At 71.5% G+C, this 21,889-nt stretch carries 25 protein-coding genes; 8 read left to right on the forward strand and 17 right to left on the reverse strand.

Annotated elements, in window-relative coordinates:
* Window positions 1–78: 78 nt before the first annotated feature.
* Window positions 79–2,025, reverse strand: coding sequence for a hypothetical protein (locus AB0J69_RS21755; protein ID WP_364119823.1), 1,947 nt, complete (start codon window positions 2,023–2,025; stop codon window positions 79–81).
* 170 nt (window positions 2,026–2,195) lie between these two features.
* On the opposite strand from AB0J69_RS21755, the gene AB0J69_RS21760 reads away from it, so the two are divergent.
* The 3 genes from AB0J69_RS21760 to AB0J69_RS21770 are packed head-to-tail and all read left to right on the forward strand — an operon-like array spanning window position 2,196 to window position 4,640.
* A complete protein-coding gene (locus AB0J69_RS21760) occupies window positions 2,196–2,858 on the forward strand; it encodes a hypothetical protein (protein WP_364119826.1) in 663 nt (220 codons plus the stop codon).
* Window positions 2,858–3,511, forward strand: a complete 654-nt coding sequence (locus AB0J69_RS21765; protein ID WP_364119829.1) for a hypothetical protein — start codon at window positions 2,858–2,860, stop codon at window positions 3,509–3,511. The genes AB0J69_RS21760 and AB0J69_RS21765 overlap by 1 nt, the downstream gene beginning before the upstream one ends.
* Before the next feature lie 4 nt (window positions 3,512–3,515).
* Entirely contained in the window at window positions 3,516–4,640 is a 1,125-nt protein-coding gene (locus AB0J69_RS21770; RefSeq protein WP_364119832.1) for a hypothetical protein, read from the forward strand.
* Here AB0J69_RS21770 and AB0J69_RS21775 read toward each other — a convergent pair.
* Window positions 4,630–5,889 (reverse strand): hypothetical protein, encoded by a 1,260-nt coding sequence (locus AB0J69_RS21775; protein ID WP_364119835.1) that lies wholly within the window; start codon window positions 5,887–5,889, stop codon window positions 4,630–4,632. The two genes, AB0J69_RS21770 and AB0J69_RS21775, sit on opposite strands and share 11 nt — an antisense overlap.
* A gap of 228 nt (window positions 5,890–6,117) precedes the next feature.
* Here AB0J69_RS21775 and AB0J69_RS21780 point away from each other — a divergent pair, with 228 nt between their 5' ends.
* Window positions 6,118–6,669 (forward strand): XRE family transcriptional regulator, encoded by a 552-nt coding sequence (locus tag AB0J69_RS21780; protein ID WP_364119838.1) that lies wholly within the window; start codon window positions 6,118–6,120, stop codon window positions 6,667–6,669.
* Here AB0J69_RS21780 and AB0J69_RS21785 read toward each other — a convergent pair.
* The 11 genes from AB0J69_RS21785 to AB0J69_RS21835 all read right to left on the reverse strand — a co-directional run bounded on the left by AB0J69_RS21785 (window position 6,648) and on the right by AB0J69_RS21835 (window position 12,759).
* On the reverse strand, window positions 6,648–7,397 hold the full coding sequence (locus tag AB0J69_RS21785; protein WP_364119840.1) for a methylated-DNA--[protein]-cysteine S-methyltransferase: 750 nt from the start codon (window positions 7,395–7,397) through the stop codon (window positions 6,648–6,650). The genes AB0J69_RS21780 and AB0J69_RS21785 overlap by 22 nt on opposite strands.
* Complete coding sequence (locus tag AB0J69_RS21790) at window positions 7,394–7,954, reverse strand: RNA polymerase sigma factor (RefSeq protein ID WP_364119843.1); 561 nt, start codon at window positions 7,952–7,954, stop codon at window positions 7,394–7,396. The genes AB0J69_RS21785 and AB0J69_RS21790 overlap by 4 nt, the downstream gene beginning before the upstream one ends.
* A gap of 87 nt (window positions 7,955–8,041) precedes the next feature.
* Window positions 8,042–8,347, reverse strand: a complete 306-nt coding sequence (locus AB0J69_RS21795; RefSeq protein ID WP_364119846.1) for a DUF1416 domain-containing protein — start codon at window positions 8,345–8,347, stop codon at window positions 8,042–8,044.
* On the reverse strand, window positions 8,347–9,186 hold the full coding sequence (locus tag AB0J69_RS21800) for a sulfurtransferase (protein WP_364119849.1): 840 nt from the start codon (window positions 9,184–9,186) through the stop codon (window positions 8,347–8,349). Before AB0J69_RS21800 ends, AB0J69_RS21795 begins: the two co-directional genes overlap by 1 nt.
* Entirely contained in the window at window positions 9,183–9,596 is a 414-nt protein-coding gene (locus AB0J69_RS21805) for a DUF4395 domain-containing protein (protein ID WP_364119852.1), read from the reverse strand. The genes AB0J69_RS21800 and AB0J69_RS21805 overlap by 4 nt, the downstream gene beginning before the upstream one ends.
* A gap of 60 nt (window positions 9,597–9,656) precedes the next feature.
* Window positions 9,657–9,740 carry a putative leader peptide gene (locus tag AB0J69_RS21810; RefSeq protein ID WP_350668905.1) on the reverse strand — a complete coding sequence of 28 codons (84 nt, stop codon included), beginning with the start codon at window positions 9,738–9,740 and terminating at the stop codon, window positions 9,657–9,659.
* A 72-nt stretch (window positions 9,741–9,812) separates the two neighbouring features.
* Window positions 9,813–10,232 (reverse strand): thioredoxin family protein, encoded by a 420-nt coding sequence (locus AB0J69_RS21815; RefSeq protein WP_364119855.1) that lies wholly within the window; start codon window positions 10,230–10,232, stop codon window positions 9,813–9,815.
* A gap of 76 nt (window positions 10,233–10,308) precedes the next feature.
* Entirely contained in the window at window positions 10,309–11,196 is an 888-nt protein-coding gene (locus tag AB0J69_RS21820; protein WP_364120009.1) for a zf-HC2 domain-containing protein, read from the reverse strand.
* Complete coding sequence (locus AB0J69_RS21825) at window positions 11,196–11,708, reverse strand: sigma-70 family RNA polymerase sigma factor (protein ID WP_364119857.1); 513 nt, start codon at window positions 11,706–11,708, stop codon at window positions 11,196–11,198. The genes AB0J69_RS21820 and AB0J69_RS21825 overlap by 1 nt, the downstream gene beginning before the upstream one ends.
* Window positions 11,709–11,745: 37 nt before the next feature.
* Window positions 11,746–12,411, reverse strand: a complete 666-nt coding sequence (locus AB0J69_RS21830) for a DUF2993 domain-containing protein (protein WP_364119860.1) — start codon at window positions 12,409–12,411, stop codon at window positions 11,746–11,748.
* A gap of 96 nt (window positions 12,412–12,507) precedes the next feature.
* Window positions 12,508–12,759 (reverse strand): MoaD/ThiS family protein, encoded by a 252-nt coding sequence (locus AB0J69_RS21835; RefSeq protein WP_364119863.1) that lies wholly within the window; start codon window positions 12,757–12,759, stop codon window positions 12,508–12,510.
* 175 nt (window positions 12,760–12,934) lie between these two features.
* On the opposite strand from AB0J69_RS21835, the gene AB0J69_RS21840 reads away from it, so the two are divergent.
* The 3 genes from AB0J69_RS21840 (at window position 12,935) to AB0J69_RS21850 (ending at window position 17,654) form a co-directional block, all read left to right on the forward strand.
* Complete coding sequence (locus AB0J69_RS21840) at window positions 12,935–13,627, forward strand: response regulator transcription factor (RefSeq protein WP_364119866.1); 693 nt, start codon at window positions 12,935–12,937, stop codon at window positions 13,625–13,627.
* A gap of 108 nt (window positions 13,628–13,735) precedes the next feature.
* Window positions 13,736–17,182: a tetratricopeptide repeat protein gene (locus AB0J69_RS21845; protein WP_364119869.1), complete on the forward strand. Its 3,447-nt coding sequence runs from the start codon at window positions 13,736–13,738 to the stop codon at window positions 17,180–17,182.
* 103 nt (window positions 17,183–17,285) lie between these two features.
* Entirely contained in the window at window positions 17,286–17,654 is a 369-nt protein-coding gene (locus AB0J69_RS21850) for a hypothetical protein (protein WP_364119871.1), read from the forward strand.
* Window positions 17,655–17,748: 94 nt separating this feature from the next.
* Here AB0J69_RS21850 and AB0J69_RS21855 read toward each other — a convergent pair whose 3' ends face one another.
* Both AB0J69_RS21855 and AB0J69_RS21860 read right to left on the reverse strand, forming a co-directional pair.
* Complete coding sequence (locus AB0J69_RS21855) at window positions 17,749–18,414, reverse strand: hypothetical protein (protein WP_364119874.1); 666 nt, start codon at window positions 18,412–18,414, stop codon at window positions 17,749–17,751.
* 61 nt (window positions 18,415–18,475) lie between these two features.
* Window positions 18,476–19,030 (reverse strand): helix-turn-helix domain-containing protein, encoded by a 555-nt coding sequence (locus tag AB0J69_RS21860; RefSeq protein WP_364119877.1) that lies wholly within the window; start codon window positions 19,028–19,030, stop codon window positions 18,476–18,478.
* 107 nt (window positions 19,031–19,137) lie between these two features.
* Between AB0J69_RS21860 and AB0J69_RS21865 the strand changes: the two genes are divergently transcribed.
* Complete coding sequence (locus AB0J69_RS21865; RefSeq protein WP_364119880.1) at window positions 19,138–20,136, forward strand: aldo/keto reductase; 999 nt, start codon at window positions 19,138–19,140, stop codon at window positions 20,134–20,136.
* A gap of 23 nt (window positions 20,137–20,159) precedes the next feature.
* Here the strand turns inward: AB0J69_RS21865 and AB0J69_RS21870 are convergent, their stop codons facing one another.
* Both AB0J69_RS21870 and AB0J69_RS21875 read right to left on the reverse strand, forming a co-directional pair.
* A complete protein-coding gene (locus AB0J69_RS21870; RefSeq protein WP_364119883.1) occupies window positions 20,160–20,675 on the reverse strand; it encodes an SET domain-containing protein in 516 nt (171 codons plus the stop codon).
* A gap of 18 nt (window positions 20,676–20,693) precedes the next feature.
* A complete protein-coding gene (locus AB0J69_RS21875; RefSeq protein ID WP_364119886.1) occupies window positions 20,694–21,887 on the reverse strand; it encodes an FUSC family protein in 1,194 nt (397 codons plus the stop codon).
* Window positions 21,888–21,889 lie beyond the last annotated feature (2 nt).

Consider the following 21,889-nt stretch of genomic DNA (forward strand, 5'->3'; position numbering starts at 1 on the left):
GCTGCATTTCAATCCCCCACAGACGGTTCTTTGTTAAATTCCGCCAACCGTCAGCTCGTCACCTTGACATTGACCATGTCATTGCCTGCCCTTGCGCCAGTCCAGGCGTGGCGGTGGTGGCCCGAGGTTCGGTGGCGGCTCCGCGTCGCCGTCGCCGTCCCTGGGATCGAGGGCCAGCACGGCCTCGCGCACGTCCTCCAGTTCGCCGAGGGTGGTCTTGGGGAAGGTGAGGATGGCCGGGTTCGCGTCGGCGAGGCGTACGCGCCGGCCCTGGGCGGTGGCGTCCGTGACGATCACGGACGTCGTGGGGAGCTGCTGGAGCTGGTGCGGCTCGACGAGGAACTCGCGCGAGCGCTGCAGCACCCGCTCCTTCTCCGAGATCTTGTCGGCGGTCCTGCCCCACTCGGTGGACTCGGTGATGTCCCCCGCCAGGTCCGCGTGGTTCTCGTCGCGATCCTCCCGCTCGTCGTCGAACTGGGCGATCGTGGAGGTGTAGCCGCCGTCGAGGCCCGGCAGCGAGTCGCTGATCGTCTCGGTGAGCTGGGCCAGCTCCAGGCGGTGCTCGGTGCCGACGTGCTCGCTGGCGACGCGGGCGTCCTCGGCGTTGCCGAGGCGCATGAACGCGACCGCGGCGTGCCCTCTGCCGAGCCGCTCGCGCACGGTCGGCGTCAAAGACCGATAAGTCAGCACAAGGCCGGTACGGGAGGTCTCGCAGGCGTCCATCAGCCGGTCGAGCACGTCGCCCCTGAGCTTGTCCGCCCCGGCCACGATGATGGTGTGGTACCAGGGCCGGTCGGAGGCGGCGGACTGGCGCAGGATGTGGGTCAGGGCGGTGGCCACGTACGTGCCGAGCACCCGGTTGCCGAACACGCCCGCCTGCCGGTCCATGCTCACCACCCGGAGCCGGGCCGGCGGCAGGCGTACGGCCTCGGTGCCGAGCGTCTCCAGCTTGCGCAGCTGCGACTCCAGCGCCCAGGCCCGCTCGATCACCACGCGGTCGCTGACCCCCCGCCCGAACAGCGTGCCGATGCGCTCCAGCTGGGTCGCGGTGATCAGCCCGAACCTCAGGTCGTCGCGCGGGTCGCCCACCTGCGCCAGCGCCCGCAGCGCCGCGGTGACCTGGCTGATCGTGGCGTTCTCCCCGAGCACCTCCAGCACCCGCTCCAGGATCGCGTTGTCGAAGCTGAGGTCGCGGGTGGTGCGGTGCTCCTCGCTCACGCTCACCACGTGCGCCAGCACGTCCGCGAACGCCTCGGGCTTCAGCGTGGCGCCCAGGTCGAGCTTGGGCAGGTCGACCGGCAGCACCCAGACCAGCGGGTCGTCGCCGCCCTTGCGGGCCAGCTCGATGAGGTCCTTGGCGATCGCGCCCTCGGACAGGTCCAGCACGGTCAGGTGGCCACCGCTGTAGAGGCGCGTCGCCCCGAGCAGCGTGACCAGCGCGGACCATCCGGGTAAGGTGCCGCCCGCCACGTCGATGCGGTCGATCTCGTCGGGCACCGCGACGGCGTACCAGGTGAGCTGCCGGTCGTGCCGCTCCTTCGACTCCTGCCACTCCCGGTAGCGCTGGGCGTGCTCCTCCTGGGCCCGGAACAGCTCCTTGTCACGTTCCTGGCGCTGCCGCTCATTCCTGGCCTGCTGCTCCAGCACCCGGTATTTGACCGCCCGGTCCCCCTGCAGCAGCGCGTAGCTGCAGATGCCCGCCACGCCGCCGGCGGCCACGAGCCCGACCAGCGCGAAGGACCAGGCGAGGTAGCCGGACAGGGCGGCCGCGAGGATCAGGACGGTCAGGACCAGCATGAACAGGCGGACGAGCCGCACCGGCCGGTTGAGCATGTCCTCCTGGAGCCGCTCGCGGCGCAACATCTCCAGCTGCGCGGGGTCCTGCTCGGCCGCCGTGGACGGCTCCTCGGCGGGAGAGGGGCGTCTGGGCGGGGGACCGGGGTCGGGATGCAGCAGGATGTACTGCCAGCCCAGGTAGATGCGGTCCGCCTGGAGCTGGGCATGCTCGGGATGCACGTCCGTCACGTGACCCTCCGGCCGCCGATATGTCATTAGGAGTAGGGGTCAGCCCTTTCCGCTCCGTGACAGCGTATGAGCTACAAGCCCGGTAGCGGCAGGGTTTCTCGGCAATTCGACCAGTCCGATGGGAGCATTGCGGCAGATGGGACAAGCGAGACCTATTACCATCCTTACCCATGACGGAACCCTCCGGCGGGAGCACTGACAAGCCCAGACGCCCGGTAGTGGTGCCCGCCGTGGCGCTGGTGGCGGTCACCGCCATCGGTATCACCGCCCTGCTGGGCGGTCTGGAGGAGCGGCCCGACCCGGCGCCGCCGCAACTGAAGCCCGGGCAGGTCCTGGACCAGGGGCAGTTCGACACGCAGGTCATCGAGTCGAAGATCACGTTACAGCCGGCCGAGAACGAGTTCGCCGAGGACAAGCGCTACCTCGACGTGGTGTTCAAAGTGACGAACAAGACCGACGAAACCATCCACGTGGGCGGCCTGCCCAGGGACAAGAGCGGCGGCTTCAGCTTCGGCAGCACGCTGCTGAGGATGAACCCGGAGATCAAGTCGAAGTGGGGGGGCCAGCTCTTCGTGCTCTCCAAGGGCGTCGAGTCCTCCCAGCTGCACCCGGGGATCCCGGCCACCGTGGTGGCGCGCTACGAGCTGCCGGGCACGACACCGCCGCCCAAGCAGGTCAGCTATGACATCGGCAAGTTCGAGCTGCTGCACAACGGCCTCACCGACACGTCCGAGTGGTTCCTGGAGAGCGAGCCCACCGACGTGCTCGAGGACAAGCAAGAGGACAAGGTGGTCGCCAAGATCACCCTGCCGGTCCGGACACAGGGGGCGTGATGACCGCTACCGAGCAACGCTCCGTCGCGCCACGCGGCGCTCGGTCCCGCAGGCAGGCGACCCGCGGCGGGGGCGGGGCGAGGGCGCTGCACGTCATCGCGGGACTGGTGCTGGCCGCCGGAGCCGTCGCCGTCCAGTCGATCTATCTGTCCGGTGACGATCGGGGCATGCCGCTCACGTACACGGGGGCCAAGGGGGAGAACGTCGACGCGGGCCGCTTCTCCGTACGGGTCCAGAACGTCTCCACGGCGAAGACGATCAAGGCGGGCGACGACACCATACCGACGGAGCAGCTCTTCCTGGTGGTCGAGGCCGCGGCCACGGTGCCGAAGAAGCCGCTGCACCTGGGCAAGCCGACCCTGCTGACCGCCGACGGCAAGAAGTTCACCGCGACCGACAAGGTCGACAACGAGAAGACACTCGCGTATCCGTGGATCCAGCCGGGGTGGTGGACCACCGGCAGGTTCGTGTTCGAGGTGCCGGCCTCGGCGCTGCCGGGCGCGCAGGCCGTCTTCGAGTTGCCGGTCTCCGCCCTCTACGGCGAGCCGTTGCCGCCGGAGGCGCAGATCGACCTCGGCATCGACGAGGCCGCCGCCAAGCAACTCACCTCCTCGCCCGCGGAGGTCTTCGACATGGACGAGAAGAAGAAGTAAGGCCATGAGCCAGAACGAACCCGACCGCGACTGGTTCGCGCCCCCTTCCGGCCAGCCGTCCCAACCTCCCCAGCCCGCCCACCCCGAAGACGTCGGCGAGCCGCCTCCGGCCCGCGCACCGCGGCACGCGCAGCCCGGACGGCCGCAGCCTCCTCAGTACGGCCAGCCGCCGCAGCCCCGGGCACGGGGGCAGCGGCCGCAGCCCGTCCCCATGATGCCGCCCCGGCGTAGCGACGATCCGCACCCGGACCAGCAGGTCTGGCCGCCCGCCCCGCACCCGGACCCGCCGGGCGGCGAGACGCAGCCCCTCCCGGCCGTCCCCAGCGCGGGCCCCGTGCCGCGCCGGAGCATGGGCGCGCACACCCTGGGCAACTCGTTCGGCGCGCAGGGCGACAGCCCCCGGAGCCCGCGCGAGTCTCCTCCTGTCCAGCCGCCCGTCCCGCCCCACGTCCCGCCACCCGTCCCGCTGCCCGCCGAGCCACCCACCGAGCCGCCCGTCCCGCTGCCCGCCGAGCCACCCGCCGAGCCGCCGGCCGCCGACCCCCCGGCGGCCGCACAGACGCCGCCGCGCCGGCCGCGTACGCTCCTGCTCGGCGTGGGCGCGCTCGTCGCCTTGCTCGTGGGTGTGGGCGCCCCGACCGTGGACGCGTTCATCTTCTACCGCAGCGGCCAGCCGTCCGACATCGAGCACGTGGTCCCGAAGGGCGGGGAGCTGGCGTTCGAGCACGTGTCGTGGAAGGCCGCGATCGAGCCGATGGAGGCGCCCAGGACCACCGCGCCCGACAGGCAATGGCTGAAGATCATCATCACCAGGAAGGGCGTCGACGCCACGGGCATCAAGCTCACCGGCAAGCCCGAGTTGGAGCTGCGGGACCGCGAGGACCGCTCCTGGCAGGTGGAGGTCTCGGAGGACAACGTCGCGATCGACGACGCCGTGGTCGGCAAGCCCTACACGTACGAGGCCGTCGCCGTCGTGCCGAAGACGGTGGCCGGCCAGGTGGAGCTGCACCTCAGGCCGAACACCACCTACCGGTCCGACACGCCGACCGACCAGCTCCTCGCGGTCCCGACGGACCCGGCGGAGCAGGAGAAGCGGAAGCACAAGGACGTGCTGGTGTTCAGGCGGTGATGTCCTCGCCCCGGAGCCGGGCCCTGGTCGCCGCGATGTCGAACGCGGCGGCCAGCACGCTGTAGCTCAGGCAGGTCACCAGCAGGTCCCCGATGAAGACGACGGGCTTGCTGACCACCAGCCACATGTACTCGACGTCGGAGCCGATCAGCGTGCGCACGGCCCGGTCCAGGTACTGGCTGCCCACGTGCAGCCCCGAGTACAGCAGGCACGTGAAGCCGAACAGCGCCATCCCGCCCCTGATCGTGATCCGGAAGGCGTTGACCACGGGCACCCAGCGCTCCATGAAGCCGCCGATGGCCCGGTCCACGGCGCGCTGGGTGACGTCGTGGGTGCCCTCCAGCTTGTCCATGCCCGTCTCCAGCCGGGTGCCGCGCAGGGCCCGCCGGGCGTCGTCGATGGAGGTGCCGAAGATCAGCACGGCGATCGCCAGCCAGGTCAGCGGTACGGCCAGGGCCTCGAGGACGTGCGGCCACATCTCCGCCACCCAGCCCCAGAAGGCCTCCCACCCGGGCACGGTCTCCTTCGCGTGCTCCCACGCCTCGGTCGCGCCGCTCACGACGGCCCGGTGCGAGGCCCAGTCCCCGCGCAGCTGGGTGAAGGTGAAGATGGCGTTCAGGCCGCAGAAGACGAACGCGAACTCGGCGAAGGCGGAGGCGACCCCCGCGAACTTCCCCGAGCCCTTCTCGACCATCCGGGAGAACAGCGCCCGGAGCCCGAAGGTCACCACCATGGCGCCCAGCGAGACCTTCCAGTCCAGGCCGGCCAGGCCCATCCCGTACGTGACCTCTTCGTCGGTGCCCTTGGCGACGTTGTTGAGCACCGTCGTGTAGAAGTCGTCGTCCAGGTTGTGGAAGCGGTCCATCGCGTAGAAGTCGGCGGCGTCCCGGTAGTACAGCTCCCAGGCCAGGTAGATGACCGCGAAGGCGGGCGCCACCCGGTTGAGCGAGACCCAGAACCGCTCGTCCTCCTGCCCGTCCTGCCTGCGGGCCCGGGTCTCCCACAGGGCGTTGCGCAGCGCCAGGAACATGCCGGTGGTGACGGTCATGGAGATCAGGATCACCACGGTCACCAGCGCCAGCGTCGCCACCAGGCGGGCCTGCCACCACGAGCCGTGCGAGATCTCGGTGGCGACGTAGATCACCACCCAGCGCACCAGCTCGCCGACGGAGAACCAGAGGATCAAGGGCAGGGCGCACTTCCCTGCCAGGCGTAGTGCGTGCAGGGGCAGCGAGTACGGCGACGGCATCCGCTGAGCCGGCGTAGGCCCAGGTCGCGGGGGCGCCATCACACCTGACGAACCGGACATCTGTGGAATCGTATCGGTCTGTCCCTCGTACCGCAGCCGCAACTCCCGAAAGCGCTCTACCAGCACCTTGATCCCGGACGGACACGTGTCACCGCCTGCGCAGTGACAAATGGATTATCCGCCGCGAAAGGCGGCCCCGAAGCCCGGCACGTGCGGCAACATGACGGTATGGATCCGCAACCCGCGATCGACACCGATCCTCGCCTGGTGGGAGATCGATTGCGGCGGCTGCGACAGGCGCGCGGCGTCTCGCTCTCCGAGCTCGCCAAGCGCGCCGGCATCGGCAAGGCGCTCCTGTCGAGCGTGGAGACCGGCAGCCGCAGCCCCACGCTGGAGACGCTCTGGGCGATCACCGCGCAGCTCGGGGTGCCGATCGGGGCGATACTCGACGCGCCGCCAGAGCCGCAGATCATGCGCGGCACGGCGATGGAGGCCGAGCTGCTCGAGGTGTTCGAGGACGACCACGTCACGTACGAGCTCTACCGCGTACGCGTCCCGCCGGGCCTCACCCAGACCTCCCCCGCCCACCACGAGGGCGTCAGCGAGCACGTCACGGTCTTCACGGGCATCCTCAGCGCGGGCCCCATCCACGAGCCGCTCACCGCCCGGCCGGGCGACCACATCTCGTGGATGTCCGACGTGCCCCACGGCTACCGGGCCCACGGCCCCGACATCGTCCGGGCCACCCTCCTCATGCGCTACCCGGTCAAGCCGATCTGAGCCGGGCGGCAGGTGCGGCACGGGCGGTAACCCGCGGCCCTGGCCTGGGCGATGCTGCGGAAGCCGTGCCGGTGGGCGGGCGTGATGCGCCGGGCGTTGTGGCAGGTGGGGAAGCAGACCACGCCGGTCGTGTCGCTGGCCAGGTAGAACACCCGCTCCCCCGCCAGCGCCCGGACCCGGTCCAGGTCGACGCCCTCGGCCAGCAGCAGCCGCTCCTTGGCCGCCGAGCCGAACACGTAGTCGCCCGCCACGCCGTCCGACCTGGTCACCCGGTGGCACGGGATGAGCAGCGGCACCGGGTTGCGGCCGAGCGCCGTGCCCACCGCGCGCACGGCCTTGGGCCGCCCGACGCGCGCCGCGATCCACGAGTAGGGCCGTACCTCGCCGCGCGGGATGGTCCGCGCCGCCTCCAGCACGTCGCGCTGGAAGTCGCTCATGCCGCGCAGGTCCAGCCGCAGCCCGGACGTCCGGCCCGTGCGCAGCGCGGGCAGCAGGCCGGCGGGCGGGCGCGCGGCGGGCAGCAGCGGGCGGCCGAACCGCTTCCTGAACGTCTCGGCGAACCCCTCCCCGGCGTGCACGTAGGCCACGCCCTGGTCGGTGAACGCGACCGCGAGCTCCCCGATCGGCCCCGGCACGCGTACCCATCGGGCCGCGATCCGGTCGAGCAGTCCTTCCGGCGGTTCGGCGGCCAGTGCCGCGAGTCCGGCGAGCAGTGGATCCTGGGTCATCGGGCACCTCCCAGTGCGCGCAACCGCCTCAGCCCTCGCGAGACGTGCGATTTGACCGTCCCCTGCGGGATCTTCAGCACCGTGGCGATCTCGGCGACCGGCAGGTCCACGACGTGCCTGAGCACCACCGCGGCCCGCTGCTCCGCGGGCAGCAGCCCCAGCAGCTCGGCCAGCTCGTCGCCGGTCTCCCGGCGCACCGCCGCCGCCTCGACGTCCTCGTTCGGGTCGACGGCCTCGATGGGTTCGTCCCGCAGGTCGGGTGGCGGCTTGCGGGACTTCGTACGGGCGCAGTTGCGCCAGACGTTCATGAGGATCGTCATCAGCCAGGCGCGCGGCTGGAGCTCGGCGACCCGGTCGCGCTCGTAGCCGGCCAGCGCCCGGTACGCCCGCAGGAACGCCTCCGCGGTGAGGTCCTCGGCGTCCGCCCAGCGCCCGCTCAGCCGCAGCGCGGTCGAGAAGACCAGGCCGCGGTAGGTGCCGTAGAGCTCGGCGAACCCTTCGTCGAGGTCGTCGAGCAGCGCCTTGCGCACCGGGTCGAGACAGTCGATTTCACTCACGTCCACTACAACACCGGCGGGCCCGGACCCGTTGCACGGAAGAGGCCCGCGTCCGGCGGACGCGGGCCTCTTTCACGTTGTCTCCGGTCAGACGGCCACCGCGAGCTGGGCGACCTCGCCCAGCTTGGCCTCGACCTGGACGTCCCGGGTGACGCCGCCGCCCGCGATGATGCGGACGGTCCAGTCACCGGGGGCGGCGAAGAAGCGGAAGACGCCCTCGTCGGACACGACGACCTCACCGGTGAACTCGCCGGAGTGGTCGAGCAGCCGCGCGTAGGCGGTGCCGGCGCCGGTCACCACACCCTGGATCACGGCCTGGTTGGACAGATCGATCCCGGCCGGCAGCGCGATGGTCTGCTCCGGCGCTCCGCAACCCTGTGCTGCAGTCGACATCAGCGGGCCTCCCCCAGCTCGATCGGCACGCCCACGAGCGAGCCGTATTCGGTCCACGAACCGTCGTAGTTCTTCACGTTGGACTGCTCGAGCAGCTCGTGCAGCACGAACCAGGTGTGCGCAGAACGCTCGCCGATGCGGCAGTAGGCGATGGTGTCCTTGCCGAAGTTGACGCCGGCCTCCTGGTAGAGGGTGCGCAGGTCGTCGTCGGACTTGAAGGTGCCGTCGTCGTTGGCCGCCTTGGACCACGGGATGTTGCGGGCCGTGGGCACGTGGCCGCCGCGCTGGGCCTGCTCCTGCGGAAGGTGGGCCGGGGCGAGCAGCTTGCCGGTGAACTCGTCGGGCGAGCGCACGTCGACCAGGTTGAGCTTGCCGATCGCGGCCACCACGTCGTCGCGGAAGGCGCGGATCGCGGAGTCCTGCTCCTGCGCGACGTACTGCGTCTTGGGCCGCTCGGGCACGTCACGCACCAGCTCGCGCGAGTCGAGCTCCCACTTCTTGCGCCCGCCGTCGAGCAGCTTCACGTTCTGGTGGCCGTAAAGCTTGAAGTACCAGTAGGCATAGGCCGCGAACCAGTTGTTGTTGCCGCCGTAGAGCACGACGGTGTCATCGTTGGAAATGCCGCGGTCGGACAGCAGGGCCTCGAAACCGGTCTTGTCCACGAAGTCGCGGCGCACCGGGTCCTGCAGGTCCTGGCGCCAGTCGACCTTCACGGCACCACGGATGTGGCCCTTGTCGTAGGCGCTGACATCCTCGTCGACCTCGACGAGGACGACTCCGGGCGTGTCGAGGTTGGCCTCGACCCAGTCGGCGTCCACCAGGGCGGCGGAGCGGCTCATTGGGATACCTCCATTTTGGCGGCGGGCAGTAGACGGCGAATGAGCAGGTACATCTCGCAGCCAAGGCAGAATCCGAAGGCTGCGTTGAGGAAGGCGGCGAGAAGAGCCGCCGCCGTGGCCACCAGGGCCAGCGGCGTGATCCCGGCGAGGTATCCGGCCAGCCCCGCGACCGCGAAGACCAGCCCGACCCCCTGGGCGAAGCGGGGCGGGCGGGCATCCTCGGTCACCTTGGGAGTGCCCCGGACGAGCGCCTTGAAGAGCATCGCGTACGGTGAGCGCCATGCCGCGCCGATCGCGAAGACCACCGCCTGGACGGCGAGCAGCCAGGAACTCTCCGTCACCAGGACGGAGGCGAGGACCAGGGTGGTTACGGCCGCGCCGAAGCGCAGCGCTCTAGGATCGGCACGCATCGCGGGATGCTCCTGAAGGGGTCGATTTGGGGCGGATCGGATGTCCGCGCGAGATCGTCCTCAGGCAGCGCGACAGAGCGCGGTGGCCACGCGGCAGAAATCAACCGCGCGCCGCTTCGTGAGCAGCTCTGTCGACGGGTTCATGGCCACGACACTACTCGGCGTCTCGTCATCTGTCACATCTCGTCCGGTTGGTGAGACGACTTGTGAGACGGCTCACAGTCGGGAATCCGGTACGGCGGCCGCCAGCGCCGCCAGGACGTCGGCCTTCCGCGGCTGGCCGGCGGCCTGCTTGACGATGGTGCCCGCGGCGTCGAGCACGAGCACGGTCGGCGTGCGCATGATGTCCAGCCGGCGTACGAGGTCGAGCCGGGACTCGGCGTCGATCTCCACGTGGGCCACCCCCGGCACGAGCGCGCTCACGTCGGCCAGCACCCGGCGGGTCGCCCGGCACGGCTGGCAGAACGCGGTCGAGAACTGCACGAGCGTGGCCCGTTCCCCCAGCCCGGAGCCGAGGTCGGCGGCGGACAGCCGGCCGCCGCCCGCCTCGCGGACCCGTCCGTCGCGGCGCAGGCGGACCACCCCGATCACCGTCCCGAGCGCCAGCGTCGCCAGCGCCACCCACAATCCCGTCATCGTCAGGTGCAACCGCGCGGGACCGCGTTTGCTTCCGCGCCCTCTTTCAGGATCACTGCCGTGTCCATCTGTGGGATCACTTCCGTGGCTGCTTCCGCAGCGGCACCTCGACCAGCACCTTGCCGGCCCCGTCGACGATCTCGAACCTCGCGATCTCCCGCATCGTCTTCGTCGTCTCGCGCCGGAAGACCGCCCGGTCCTGGTAGCCCTCGCGGCTGACGACCCAGCTCTCCGTGGGCTCGCGCGAGCCGTCCACGCCGACGACGACCAGGCTGCAGGTCGTGTCGACCGGCACCCCGCTGACCCGCACGCCCAGCTCCGTGCCCGCGTCCGTGGGCCAGGCCAGGACGGTGGCGCGGTAGTCGGCGGCCTTGTTCGCGCCGGTGAACTCGCGGCCCTCGGCCGCCTTCAGCGGCTGCTCCGAGGACGGGAGATCGGCCTGCGTCTCCGGCGCGGGACTCCGGGCCGGGCTCTGGGAGGGGCTCTGGGATGGGGCCACCTTCCGGGACGGCGCGGTGCTCCTCAACGGCTGGGCCAGCTGCGCGGAGCTCTGGTCCTGCTGCGCGCGGGTGTCGGACTCCGCCGACCCCGCCGACCGCGCCGCCGCGGGGGCCGCAGCCGAGCTCTCATTGGCCGACCTGGTCTGGATCGCCGTCCACACCGTGCCGCCCACCACCAGCACCGCCGCCGAGGCGGCCACGGCCATGAGGATCCGGCCGCGCCTGTTCCGCCTGACGCGGTCGTTCAGCAGCCGGTCGAGCACCTGGCGCGGGGGGCTGGCCACCAGCTCGACGTCGCGTTCCGACACCTTGCCCAGGAACGAGGTCACGCCTTCGAGCTCCAGCAGCTCGGCGCCGCACGCCTCGCAGGTCGCCAGGTGGTGGTCGATCTCCAGCGCCTCTTGCGGATCGAGCGCGCCCAGCGCGTGGGCGCCCAGCGCGATCCGCACCTCCTCGCACGTCATCACGGTGCCAGCCCCCGTTCCTCGAGCGCCAGCTTGAGCGCGCGCAACGCGTAGTACGTACGGGACTTCACCGTGCCCGGCGGTATCCCCAGCGTCGCCGACGCCTCCTTCACCGATCGCCCCCGGTAGTAGACCTCCAGCAGCACCTCACGGTGCTCCTGCCGCAGCGCGGCCAGTGCCTCGGCCACCGCCCACGACTCGACCGCCCGCTCCAGCTCGTCGTCGGCCGGCAGGACCGCCAGTGCCTCGTCGCCGATCTCCGGCGGCCTGGCCTTCCTGGCACGATGCTGGTCGACGACGAGGTTGCGGGCCACCGTGAACAACCACGCCCGGATCGGCCGGTCCGACAGGGCGTCGGGATGCCGCCAGGCCCGCAACAGGGTCTCCTGGACGACGTCCTCGGCCTTGCCGGAGTCACCGGTCAGTCGCAGAACGTAGCCGTAGAGCGGCCCGGCGTGCTCGTCGAAGAGGGTCTTCACAAGTTCCTCATCGGCGGTGCCCGCTGCTCTCACGCTCTCATCACGTACGGAGGGACGGAGCGGTTCAACCTCATCCACGAATCGGCACGTCAGTCGCTTCGGCCGAGAACTCCAACCCCTCGGCCACGCTCCTGACCCTGGTCACCTTCACGTCGAAGGGCAGGTCCCCCTTGAACGGGATGGTGTAGGAGACGAGACGCGCGAACTGGTCTGGCACGCCCTGGATCTTCTCCGCCTGGATCCTGATGCCCCCGTCGGCGATCTCGACCCGCATCTCGGCGTTGAACTTCACCTTGTTCACCCCCATCATCACCTCGCCCGACGCCGTGAGCCGCTGCCCGTTGCCGCCGATCTTCACCCCGCGCGGGGCGTATTTGTCGATGGTCGCCCTGGTGAGGGTGCCGCTGATGGCCACGCGACCGGCCCGGATGTTCGCTCTGTTCTGGATGATGTCGGCCAGGGGGGCCGTGACGTCGTAGGCGGCGCCCCGCAGGTTCCGCACCGGCACGTCGCCGTAGGTGAACGTGCCGAGATTGAACCGTACCTCCGGATAGCGGCCCGAGAGGGCCTGCGTGAGAAATGGGATGCCCTCAATTGTCACGGTCGGTGTGCCGGAGAGATCGGAGGCCGCCGCGATCCTGTTCGCCAGATCCCGTTCGACCCCGGCCGCCGCGACCCGATCGACGGCGACAAGGAGAACGATGAGCACGATCAGGAAAATGATCAGCTTGCGCATGGGGCTCCCTGTCTTGAGCGGGGGTCAAGAGCCTACCGACTGGCCTGTCCCATTCCCCCGCAATCCGCCCGCTCACCCGGCGGCGCCGTCGGCCGCTCAGCCGCCCGCGAACGGCGGCAGCACCTCCACGGTCGCGCCGTCGCCGAGGATCACCTCGTCATGAGCGCGCTTCCCGACCGGGGAACCGTCCACGAGGAACGAACAGCGGAGCACCACTCGCGCCAGATCTGCACGATTTTGTGTGATTTTCGTCATTAGTTCACCAAGAGTGACTGCTTCGAACGGTTCCTCCGCGACACCCGCCGCCTCCTTGGCCGCCGCCCAATAACGTATCTTTCCTGTGGCCATGCCTGCCTCACAATCGGTTTCCGCTCTATTGTGCGGCGCCCTTAACAAGCTTGTTCCAGGAGACGCGCTGTTCACCTGGTGGACGCGCAATGGACGCGACTAACTCGTGGGATATCCTCCCTACAGGACCTGGGCGACGTAGCCCCCGGGTCCTTGCGTGTTTGAGGAGGCCGTAATGAGCAACCTGCTCCTGCTGACCAACGCCCTCGAGCCATCCGCCGAGGTGCTACCGGCGCTGGGGTTGCTGCTCCACTCGGTCCGCGTCGCTCCCGCTGAGGCGTCCGCTCTCATCGACACCCCGCCCGCCGACGCGGTCATCGTCGACGCGCGCAAGGAGCTCGTGCAGGCCAAGAGCCTCTGCCGGCTGATCCGCACGACCGGCATCGACTGCCCTCTCCTGGTCATCGTGACCGAGGGCGGGCTGGCCGCCATGACCGCTGAGTGGGGCGTGGACGACGTGCTGCTCGACAGCGCCGGACCGGCCGAGGTGGAGGCGCGGCTGCGCATGGCCACCGGCCGCATCTCGCAGGCCGCGACCGAGGACGTGCCCGACGAGATCCGCAGCGGCGACCTCTCGATCGACGAGGCCACCTACACCGCGCGGCTGCGCGGCCGCGTGCTCGACCTGACGTTCAAGGAGTTCGAGCTGCTCAAATACCTCGCCCAGCACCCCGGCCGGGTGTTCACCCGCGCCCAACTGCTGCAGGAGGTCTGGGGCTACGACTACTTCGGCGGCACCAGGACGGTCGACGTGCACGTGCGACGGCTGCGCGCCAAGCTCGGCACCGAGTACGAGTCCCTGATCGGGACCGTCCGCAACGTCGGCTACCGCTTCGTCCCCGACCGCAGCGACACCGCCAACGTCTGATTGACAGCCGGTTCCCGCTGCGCTCCACTGATGTGACAGGTCGTCGTACGGGCTGAAGCACGCCTGTCATGTCGAGGACACCGCCGTCCCAGATTGGTGGTGTTCGGGGTGGGTCTGTTCAGGTCGCTGGTGGACGAGGGCGCCCGTCCGCGTGTCTACCGCCGTAACGAGGTGATTTGCTCGCCATTGCGGCCGGCCAACCGCGTTTACGTCATCGACTACGGTTACGCCCGCGAATACGGCCCCAGCGGCGAGCGCGAGACCGTGCACGACCTTCGGGGCGACGGCGACCTCGTCGGCGAGCTGGCCTTCTGGAGCCCCGCCGACCGCGTCAAGGTGGACGCGCTGACCGAGGTACGCCTCTGGCCCATCGACCTGCGGCGGCTGCGCGAGCACGCCGCCGGCAGCCCCGCCGTGGGGAACGCCCTGATCCAGGAGATGTTCGCCAGGAACATGGCGGCCCGCAGGCACGAGGCCCTGGCCCGCGCCCCCGTCGCCGCCCGGCTGGCCGTGTGGCTGCTGCACCTGGACGAGCGGTACGGGCTGGCCTCCGAGTCGGCGCCGCCGCTGTCCATGGAGACGCTGGCCGATCTCGTGGGCAGCTCCCCCGACGTGGTGCAGCGCCAGCTCGGGCAGTGGGTGCGGCGGAGGTGGCTGGTCCGGCCCGGCTACCGGCGGCTGCGGATCGCCGACCCGTCCGCGCTGCGCGCCGCCGCCGGGAGCTGGGAGCACCTGTCGGCGCCCTGGGAGGGGCGGGTGACGCCGTTCCTGGCCCGGCCCGGCGGTCCCGCCGAGCCGCTGCCGGCGATCGAGGTGCCCAAGCCGCGCCAGCTGCCCGCCGCGGTGCCCGACTTCACCGGGCGGCAGCAGAGCCTGGACCTGCTCACCGCCTGGCTGGATCGGCCCCGGCGGACGAACACCATGGTCGTGCAGGGCCTTCCCGGCGTGGGCAAGACCGCGCTCGTCACGCACTGGGCGCACGTGCACGCCGACCGGTTCCCCGACGGGCAGATCGTCATCGACCTGCGGGGGCAGTCTCCGAGCCTGCCGCCGATGAACCCCGCCGAGGCGCTCGGGCAGATCCTGCGCTCGCTCGGCGTCGGCGAGCACATGCCGGCCGCCGACGAGGCCGAGCTGATGCTGCTCTACCGCAGCCGGATCGCCGGACGCCGGCTGCTGCTCATCCTCGACAACGCGGCCGACCCCGCGCAGGTCCGGGCGCTGCTGCCGGGCAGCAAGGACTGCGTGGTGCTGGTGACCAGCAGGACGCGGATGGCGCCGCTGCGCGCCACCGGGCACGCCGACCTGATGGACCTGCCGGTGCTCGATCCGGGCAACGCGGTGGCGCTGCTGGTGGGGGTGCTCGGGGAGGACTCGCCGCGGGCCGCCGACCGGGACGCGCTGGCCGAGCTGGCGCGGGTGTGCTCGTACCATCCGTTCGCGCTGCGGATCTCGGCGGCCAAGCTGGCCGAGAATCCCGGGCTCAGCGTGCAGACGCGGGTGCAGGAGCTGCGCCGGTCCGACCGGCTGCTGGTGGGCGACCCCGAGGAGGCGTTCCGGTCGGCGCTGGACCTGGCGTACGAGTCGCTGAACCCGGCGCAGCGGCGGGCGTTCCGGCACGTCGGGCTGCTGCCAGGGCGGGACTTCACGCCGCAGGTGCTGGCCGCGGCGCTCGGCGTGCCGGTGAGCGAGGCGGTGATCGCGGTGGAGGGGCTGCACCGGGCGTACCTGGTGGAGCCGCTGCCCGGGCCGCGCTACCGGGTGCACGACCTGGTCAAGCGGCTGGCCAGGGAGCTGGGCCGGCACGCCGAGGCGGGCGTACGGGAGGCCAGGGCGCGCCTGCTCGACCACTACCTGGCGATGGCGACCGACCCCGGCACGCCGCGCGAGTGGTTCGAGGCCGAGCGGCGCTCGCTGGTCTCGGCCGTGCGCCTGGCGGAGGAGAGCGGCGCGCAGGGAATGGCCTGGCGGCTGGCGGAGGCCGTGTTCGAGCCGTTCCGGCGGCTGCGGTACTACGAGAACAACCTGGAGGTCCAGCAGGGCGGCCTGACCTCGGCGATGCAGGTGAGCAACCGGCGGGCCATCGCGCAGATGCGCAGCAACCTGGGCTCGATCCACCGGGACATCGGGCCGTCGACGCTGGCGGCCCGGTTCATCGGGGAGGCGCTGGCCGACTTCGCCTCGCTCGGCGACGGCGTGGGGCAGGCACGCGCGCTCAACGACCTGGCCGAGGTGCACGGGATCGCGGGCAACAGCGAGGACGCGCTGCGGTACGCCGGTGAGGCGCTCGACCTCTACAAGGGGATCGGCGACCTGGCCGGGGTGGCGAGCTGCCTGCACACGCTCGCGCGGCTGCACCTGTCCCAGGAGCGGTACGAGCTGGCCCTGCAGCACGCCGGGCAGGCCCTCGACGTGCGCGAGGAGCTCGGCGACCGGCGCGGCACCGCCCAGAGCCTGATCATCCTCGCCCGCGTCCAGCAGAACCTGGGCGAGCCGAACGCGGCGCTGTCGGAGGGGCTGGAGGCGCTGTCGATCTGCCACGAGCTGGGCGACGAGCATGCCGAGGCCGAGACGCTGCTGTGCCTGGCCGAGATCTACGACCTGCTGCGGCTGCAGCACGACGCGCAGCGCGACGCGGAACGGGCGCTGGCCGGGTACACGGCGACCGGCGACCAGTACGGCTGCGGCCGGGCCCTGTGCGCGCTCGGCCGCATCGCGCGCAACGGCTCCCGGTACGACGAGGCGCTGGCCTACTACGAGCAGGCCCTGGCCGTACAGGTCGAGCTCCACCACGAGCAGGGCAAGGCCGAGACCCTCGGCGACATCGGGCTGGTGCACTGGCGGCTGTCGGACTACCTGCGGGCCGACGACTACCTGAACCAGGCGCTGACCATCAGCCGGGTGATCCGCGACGAGCCCGTCGAGGCCCGCATGCTCAACCGGCTCGCGCGGGTGCGGCGGCGGCAGGGGCTGCCGCAGGTCGCCTTCGTGTACGCGCTCGAAGCCCTGGACATCGTGCAGGGCATGGGGAACCGGCGGGCCGAGGCCGACGTGCAGGAGACGCTGGCCTACACGTACCTGTCGCTCGGCCGGCACAAGTCCGCGCTGCGGGCGGCCAAGGCGGCGCTGGCGATCAGGGAGGAGCTGCGCGACAACCGGGCCAGCGCGCTGCTGTCGATGGCGCAGGCGCTGCACCCGGCAGGGCGGGCGGCCGAGGCCCTGGAGCTGGCCAGGCAGGCGGTCGAGCTGCAGAACGAGAGCGACACCAGGGACCGCTGGGCGGCGGCGCTCACCACCCTGGCCATGGTGCTGCTGGACCTGGACCGGGCGGACGAGGCGCTGGTGTACGCGCGGCAGGCCAGGGACGTACACCTGGAGTGCGGGACGCGGCGGGACCTCGGGTGCGCGCTGCGGGCACTCGGGCTGATCTCGGCCAGGCTCGGGCGGCGGGGGGCGGCGGTGGCGTATCTCCGGGACGCGGTACGGACGCTCGAAGAAGTGGGCGATGTTTTCGAGGCCCAGCAAGTTTCGGAGGAACTCCGGGATTTCACGTGAATCGCCGATAAAAGTCGTGAAATCTCGGCATTGAGGTCGCAGATCTTTTCTGGATTGCCCCGTTAGCTGGTGACACCAGCTACTCCAATCGGAGGTGATCCGGATGCTCAAGAATCATCTGCGTCGAGACCTGCAGTGGTTGAAGCGACAGGCGCGCAAGGACAGGCGGATCACCGTCGCGCTGCTCGCCGGCCTGATGGCGGCCTGGGTCCGCCAGCTCTCCCCGGGCGAGGGGCCGGCCGGGTCCCCGGTGCTGCTGGGGCTGTCGTTCGCGCTGCTCATGGGGTCGGGGACGGCCTGGCTGCTGTCGGCGTACTTCGTCAGCAGGAGCCTGCGGGTGCGGCGGGAGCCGGCGGAGGAGCTGCGCTGGATCTCCCGGATCAGCAGGGGCAAGGAGTGGGCGGTCTGCTCGCTCAGCGCCTACGTGGCCTGGCACCTGCTGCAGTTCGTCACGGCGCTCATGCTGGGCTGACCGGGAGCGACCGCGTGGGGGCCGCTCCCGGTCCGTGTGGCCGGCGGCGGGGCGTCGCCTCAGGACTGGGGCCGGGGTGGCGCCCCGCCGTCTCTTACCCGGTCAGGCGGGTTCGTTCGAGGGACTCGACGCGGATGCCGGTGCCGGTGTGCACGAACTGGACGATCTCCGCCGTGGGGAGCTCGGCCACGCCGAAGTCGGCGTCCGCGTGGGTGTCGCACCACTCGACGATCTCCCGCGGGTTCGCGAGCGGGCGGGCGAAGTGGACCAGGCTGACGTACCAGCGGTCGCGTACGCGGCCGTGCTCCAGGTCCCGGATGCCGCACGACTCCATCGCGTGGGCGAAGCGCTTGCGCATCGTGACCAGGGCGTCGTCCTCCGTCCGGGCGGCCACCAGGACGCCGCCCCGATGGGGGCTCACGCCGGACAGGCGCAACCTGACCGGGGGCAGTCCCTCGACCGCCTCGGCCAGGGCGGCGGCGTACGCGCGGCGGAGCGGGTCGTCCTCCGGGATGCGGGCGCGGTAGGGCTCCAGGGACCGGAGGGTGACGTGCAGGGTCCGGCCGCCGTGCACCCAGTGGCCGAGGGCCGGGACGGTCGCGGCCAGTTCCGTCATGCGGTCGACGACCTCGCCCTCGGGGCGGAGCACGGCCGCGGCCCCCCAGCGCCTGGCGCCCTCCACCATGGGGTCGTCATGGGTGGCCGCACCCTCCAGAAGGGCTGCCCGGCCTCTCGCTCGGAACTCGGCAAAATCGGACATTCGAGCAGTATGCCAGGATCATGCCCGCGCGACGGCCCCTCGATCCGCAGGTGGGCCGGGGTCAGGGGTGGAGGCCGTGGCGGACGATGGTGAGCATGCGGGCTCTGGCCGACGGGTCGGGGGCGTGGCGTTCGCGGTCGATGCAGCCCGTCAGCAGGGCCTTCACGTCGGCGATGTCGGCGTCCTCGCGGATCGTGCCCGCCCGCTGCGCTCCCTCCAGGAGGGCCTGCCACGCCCCCATGACGTCGTAGCGGCTCTCCTCCGCCACCGCCTGGAAGTCGAACCCGGCCCCGGCCAGCGCGTCCACCAGGCCCTTGTTGGCGGCGCCGGCCCCGACCATGGCGGCGAAGAAGGCGAAGAACGCCTCCTCGGGGCCCTCACGCTCGGCCAGGTCCGTCGCCTGCCGCACGAGCTCCTCCATCCGGCCGAGCAGGATCGCCTGGAACAGCGACTCCTTGGTCGGGAAGTGGCGGCTGACGGTCCCCGTGCCGACGCCGGCGCGGCGGGCGATCTCGTGGACGGGCACCGACAGACCCTCCGCGGCGAACGTCTCGGCCGCCACCTCCAGGACGCGCGCCCTGTTGCGCTGGGCGTCGGCGCGCAATGGCCTGCTCATCCGGGTCTCGCTCCAAGCTCCGTAGACAAACGGGATGGGCGTCCCGTATATTTCCAGCTAACCGGGACGTCCATCCCGATTCTATCCCTCCTGACTTGGGACACGCCATGCGTATGGTCAAACTCGGCGGGGGCCTGGAGGTCTCCGCGCTCGGCCTGGGGTGCATGGGGCTGAGCGAGTTCCTCGGCCCGACCGACAGGGACGAGTCGCTCGGCACGCTCAGGAAGGCCGCCGAGATCGGCATGACCTTCCTCGACACCTCCGACTACTACGGGATCGACTTCGCCAACGAGCGGCTGATCGGCGACTTCCTGGCCGGGTGGAAGCGGGACGAGGTCGTGGTCGCCACCAAGTTCGCGGCCGTCCGGGCTCCGGGGACCGGGGAGCTCGTCGGCGTACGGACCGACCCCGCGTACGTACGCACCGCCTGCGAGGCGAGCCTGCGCCGCCTCGGCGTCGACCGCATCGACCTCTACTACCTGCACCACCCCGACCACGTCACCCCCGTCGAGGACACGGTCGGCGCGATGGCCGAGCTGGTCCGCGACGGGCTGGTCGGGCACCTGGGCCTGTCCAACGTCACCGCGGAGCAGCTGCGCGCCGGGCACCGGGTGCATCCGATCGCCGCCGTGCAGAACGAGTGGTCGCTGTTCAGCCGGGACGAGGAGGAGTCGGTCGTGCCGGTCTGCGCGGAGCTGGGCATCGGCTTCGTGGCGTACGCGCCGCTCAGCCGCGGCTTCCTGACCGGCCGCCACACCTCCACGGAGGGGCTGGCCGAGGACGACATGCGGCGCGGTCTGCCCAGGTTCGACGCCGCCAACGCGCCGCACAACGCCGCCCTGCTGGCCCCGGTACGGGAGATCGCCGGGGCCCGCGGGGTGACGATGGCGCAGGTCGCGCTGGCCTGGCTGATCCACCGGCAGCGGGTGCACGGCATCCCGGTCGTGCCGATCCCGGGCACGCGCAGCCAGGCGCGGCTGCTGGAGAACGCCGGCTCGCTGGAGATCGAGCTCTCGGAGGAGGAGCTGGCCGCGCTCGGCCCCATCGCGGCGCGGGTCGCGGGCGACCGGATGTCCCCGCCTCCCGACCTCGGTCAGGGTGCGTGAACCGCCCAGCCTCCCGACCTCGGTCAGGGTGCGTGAATCAGGTCTAGCAGGGCCGGGATCCAGTGCTCGCCGTAGCGGTCGCGCAGCTCGGGGCGGCGCCAGTCCTCGCCCGTGACCCGGCCCCGGCAGAGCGCGGTGCCGCAGCGGCAGTCCAGGGTGAAGCCGGGCTGGGCGGTGCTCGTGGCGTAGTCGTTCGTCACCTCCTCATCCGGGTGCAGGTCGCGGCGGGCGGCCAGGGTGTAGGGGCCGGTCCACCACAGGTTCGGGTCGCAGCTGTGGTTGCTCTTGCCGATCGGCCGGCCCGGGGGAAGGACCAGGTGGAGGCCGGCGGCCACGGTGATGGTGTCGACGTAGGGCCGGCCGGGGGCGGCGAACAGCTCCGCCAGGCGCTCCCCGGTCACCAGGCGGCCGCCCAGCCGGGCGACGACGGTGCCGGCGGGGATGGGCGCGGTCGCGAACAGGCCCGCACCCTCGATGGGCGAGGGGCGTACCTCCAGGTGCGGGTGCAGCCGGCAGTCCGGCTCGGGTTCCTCCAGCATGGGGCCAGCATCTCCCGGTCAGTCGCGCCGGGGGAAGGCCGCTCGGTGCGGGCCGGTGTCCGGGTCGAACTCGTGGCGGATCCGCGCGCAGTCGTCGAGCAGCGACCCCTGCAACAAGCTCAGCTCGGCCTGCCGGGTCTGCCGGAACTCCATGACCAGCCGGCGCTGCTGGTTCTCCCCGTCGTCCAGCGCCGCGCACAGGTCCTCCAGGTCCTCCCGCCGGCCCTCGCCGATCTGGAGCATCCCGAAGTCGCGGAACGCGCGCCCCAGCGCCGCCAGCTCGTCCGCGAGGGGTCGCGGCAGGTCGGCGCCGCGCTCGCCGGGCAGGCCGCGTACACCGGCGACGAGGTCGAGCAACCCCCTGGCCAGGCTCCTGAGCTGGTGGCAGGCGTGGTCGAGGCAGGTGGCGGCCTCGGCCACCTGGCGCAGGCGGCGGTCGTAGCGGCGGCGGCGCGGCGACAGCCGTACCGACTCCGCCGCCTGGTCGGCCGCCGACTCCGTGTCCTCAAGACGCTGCGACAGGCTCCTGGCGCGCTCCAGCCAGTCGCGGGCCATGTCCTGGGTCCAGCGGCCCTTCAGCCCGCGGGACATCTCCTCGGCGAGGTCGGCCAGCTCGGCGGACAGGCCGCACAGCTCCTTGCCGGCCTTGTCCACGAAGCGGGGCGGCAGGACCAGGAGGTTCGCCGCGATCCCGATGCCGGCGCCCAGCAGCACGTCCGAGAGGCGCTCGAAGCCGTACGTGCTGCCCAGCGCGAACACCAGCAGCGCCGTGATCGGGATCTGCACGTTCTGGGCGGGCAGGTTCAGCAGCCGGGTCAGGACCAGCCCGGCCACCACGAGCACGGCCAGCGTCACCGCGTTGGCGCCGATCAGCCAGATCAGCACCGTGGCCGCCCCCACGCCCACGACCACGGCCAGAACCTGCTGGGCCCCCCGCACCAGCGTGCTGTACGCGGTCGCCGACACCGTCAGCAGCACGCCGACCGGCACGAGCACCGGAAGGTCCACCTTGAGCACGTACGCCGCCAGCCACCACCCCAGCGCGCACGCCCCCGTCACCTTGACCGTCTGGGCCAGCGCCTCCCGCTCCATGCGCAGCCAGCGCCCGACCCCCATGCTCCGCACCATGGCGAGCGCCGACGCCCCGCCCGCCACGATGCGTTCGAGCGGGGAGCCGGCCGCCGCGTGCCTGCGTCCCGTTTCGGTCTCCATGC

Origin of the sequence: Nonomuraea sp. NPDC049709, from assembly GCF_040674815.1 — a bacterium.
In the GTDB taxonomy this organism is placed as follows: domain Bacteria; phylum Actinomycetota; class Actinomycetes; order Streptosporangiales; family Streptosporangiaceae; genus Nonomuraea.

Excerpts from the sequence above, each read along its gene's own strand:
- AB0J69_RS21875 (WP_364119886.1), bottom strand. The coding sequence starts at position 21,887 with ATGGAGACCGAAACGGGACGCAGGCACGCGGCGGCCGGCTCCCCGCTC.
- AB0J69_RS21800 (WP_364119849.1), bottom strand. The coding sequence starts at position 9,186 with ATGAGCCGCTCCGCCGCCCTGGTGGACGCCGACTGGGTCGAGGCCAAC.
- AB0J69_RS21770 (WP_364119832.1), top strand. The coding sequence starts at position 3,516 with ATGAGCCAGAACGAACCCGACCGCGACTGGTTCGCGCCCCCTTCCGGC.
- AB0J69_RS21820 (WP_364120009.1), bottom strand. The coding sequence starts at position 11,196 with ATGACGTGCGAGGAGGTGCGGATCGCGCTGGGCGCCCACGCGCTGGGC.
- AB0J69_RS21815 (WP_364119855.1), bottom strand. The coding sequence starts at position 10,232 with ATGACGGGATTGTGGGTGGCGCTGGCGACGCTGGCGCTCGGGACGGTG.
- AB0J69_RS21805 (WP_364119852.1), bottom strand. The coding sequence starts at position 9,596 with ATGCGTGCCGATCCTAGAGCGCTGCGCTTCGGCGCGGCCGTAACCACC.
- AB0J69_RS21760 (WP_364119826.1), top strand. The coding sequence starts at position 2,196 with ATGACGGAACCCTCCGGCGGGAGCACTGACAAGCCCAGACGCCCGGTA.
- AB0J69_RS21850 (WP_364119871.1), top strand. The coding sequence starts at position 17,286 with ATGCTCAAGAATCATCTGCGTCGAGACCTGCAGTGGTTGAAGCGACAG.
- AB0J69_RS21785 (WP_364119840.1), bottom strand. The coding sequence starts at position 7,397 with ATGACCCAGGATCCACTGCTCGCCGGACTCGCGGCACTGGCCGCCGAA.
- AB0J69_RS21865 (WP_364119880.1), top strand. The coding sequence starts at position 19,138 with ATGCGTATGGTCAAACTCGGCGGGGGCCTGGAGGTCTCCGCGCTCGGC.
- AB0J69_RS21810 (WP_350668905.1), bottom strand. The coding sequence starts at position 9,740 with ATGAACCCGTCGACAGAGCTGCTCACGAAGCGGCGCGCGGTTGATTTC.
- AB0J69_RS21775 (WP_364119835.1), bottom strand. The coding sequence starts at position 5,889 with ATGCCGTCGCCGTACTCGCTGCCCCTGCACGCACTACGCCTGGCAGGG.
- AB0J69_RS21830 (WP_364119860.1), bottom strand. The coding sequence starts at position 12,411 with ATGCGCAAGCTGATCATTTTCCTGATCGTGCTCATCGTTCTCCTTGTC.
- AB0J69_RS21870 (WP_364119883.1), bottom strand. The coding sequence starts at position 20,675 with ATGCTGGAGGAACCCGAGCCGGACTGCCGGCTGCACCCGCACCTGGAG.
- AB0J69_RS21780 (WP_364119838.1), top strand. The coding sequence starts at position 6,118 with ATGGATCCGCAACCCGCGATCGACACCGATCCTCGCCTGGTGGGAGAT.
- AB0J69_RS21835 (WP_364119863.1), bottom strand. The coding sequence starts at position 12,759 with ATGGCCACAGGAAAGATACGTTATTGGGCGGCGGCCAAGGAGGCGGCG.
- AB0J69_RS21855 (WP_364119874.1), bottom strand. The coding sequence starts at position 18,414 with ATGTCCGATTTTGCCGAGTTCCGAGCGAGAGGCCGGGCAGCCCTTCTG.
- AB0J69_RS21860 (WP_364119877.1), bottom strand. The coding sequence starts at position 19,030 with ATGAGCAGGCCATTGCGCGCCGACGCCCAGCGCAACAGGGCGCGCGTC.
- AB0J69_RS21765 (WP_364119829.1), top strand. The coding sequence starts at position 2,858 with ATGACCGCTACCGAGCAACGCTCCGTCGCGCCACGCGGCGCTCGGTCC.
- AB0J69_RS21840 (WP_364119866.1), top strand. The coding sequence starts at position 12,935 with ATGAGCAACCTGCTCCTGCTGACCAACGCCCTCGAGCCATCCGCCGAG.
- AB0J69_RS21795 (WP_364119846.1), bottom strand. The coding sequence starts at position 8,347 with ATGTCGACTGCAGCACAGGGTTGCGGAGCGCCGGAGCAGACCATCGCG.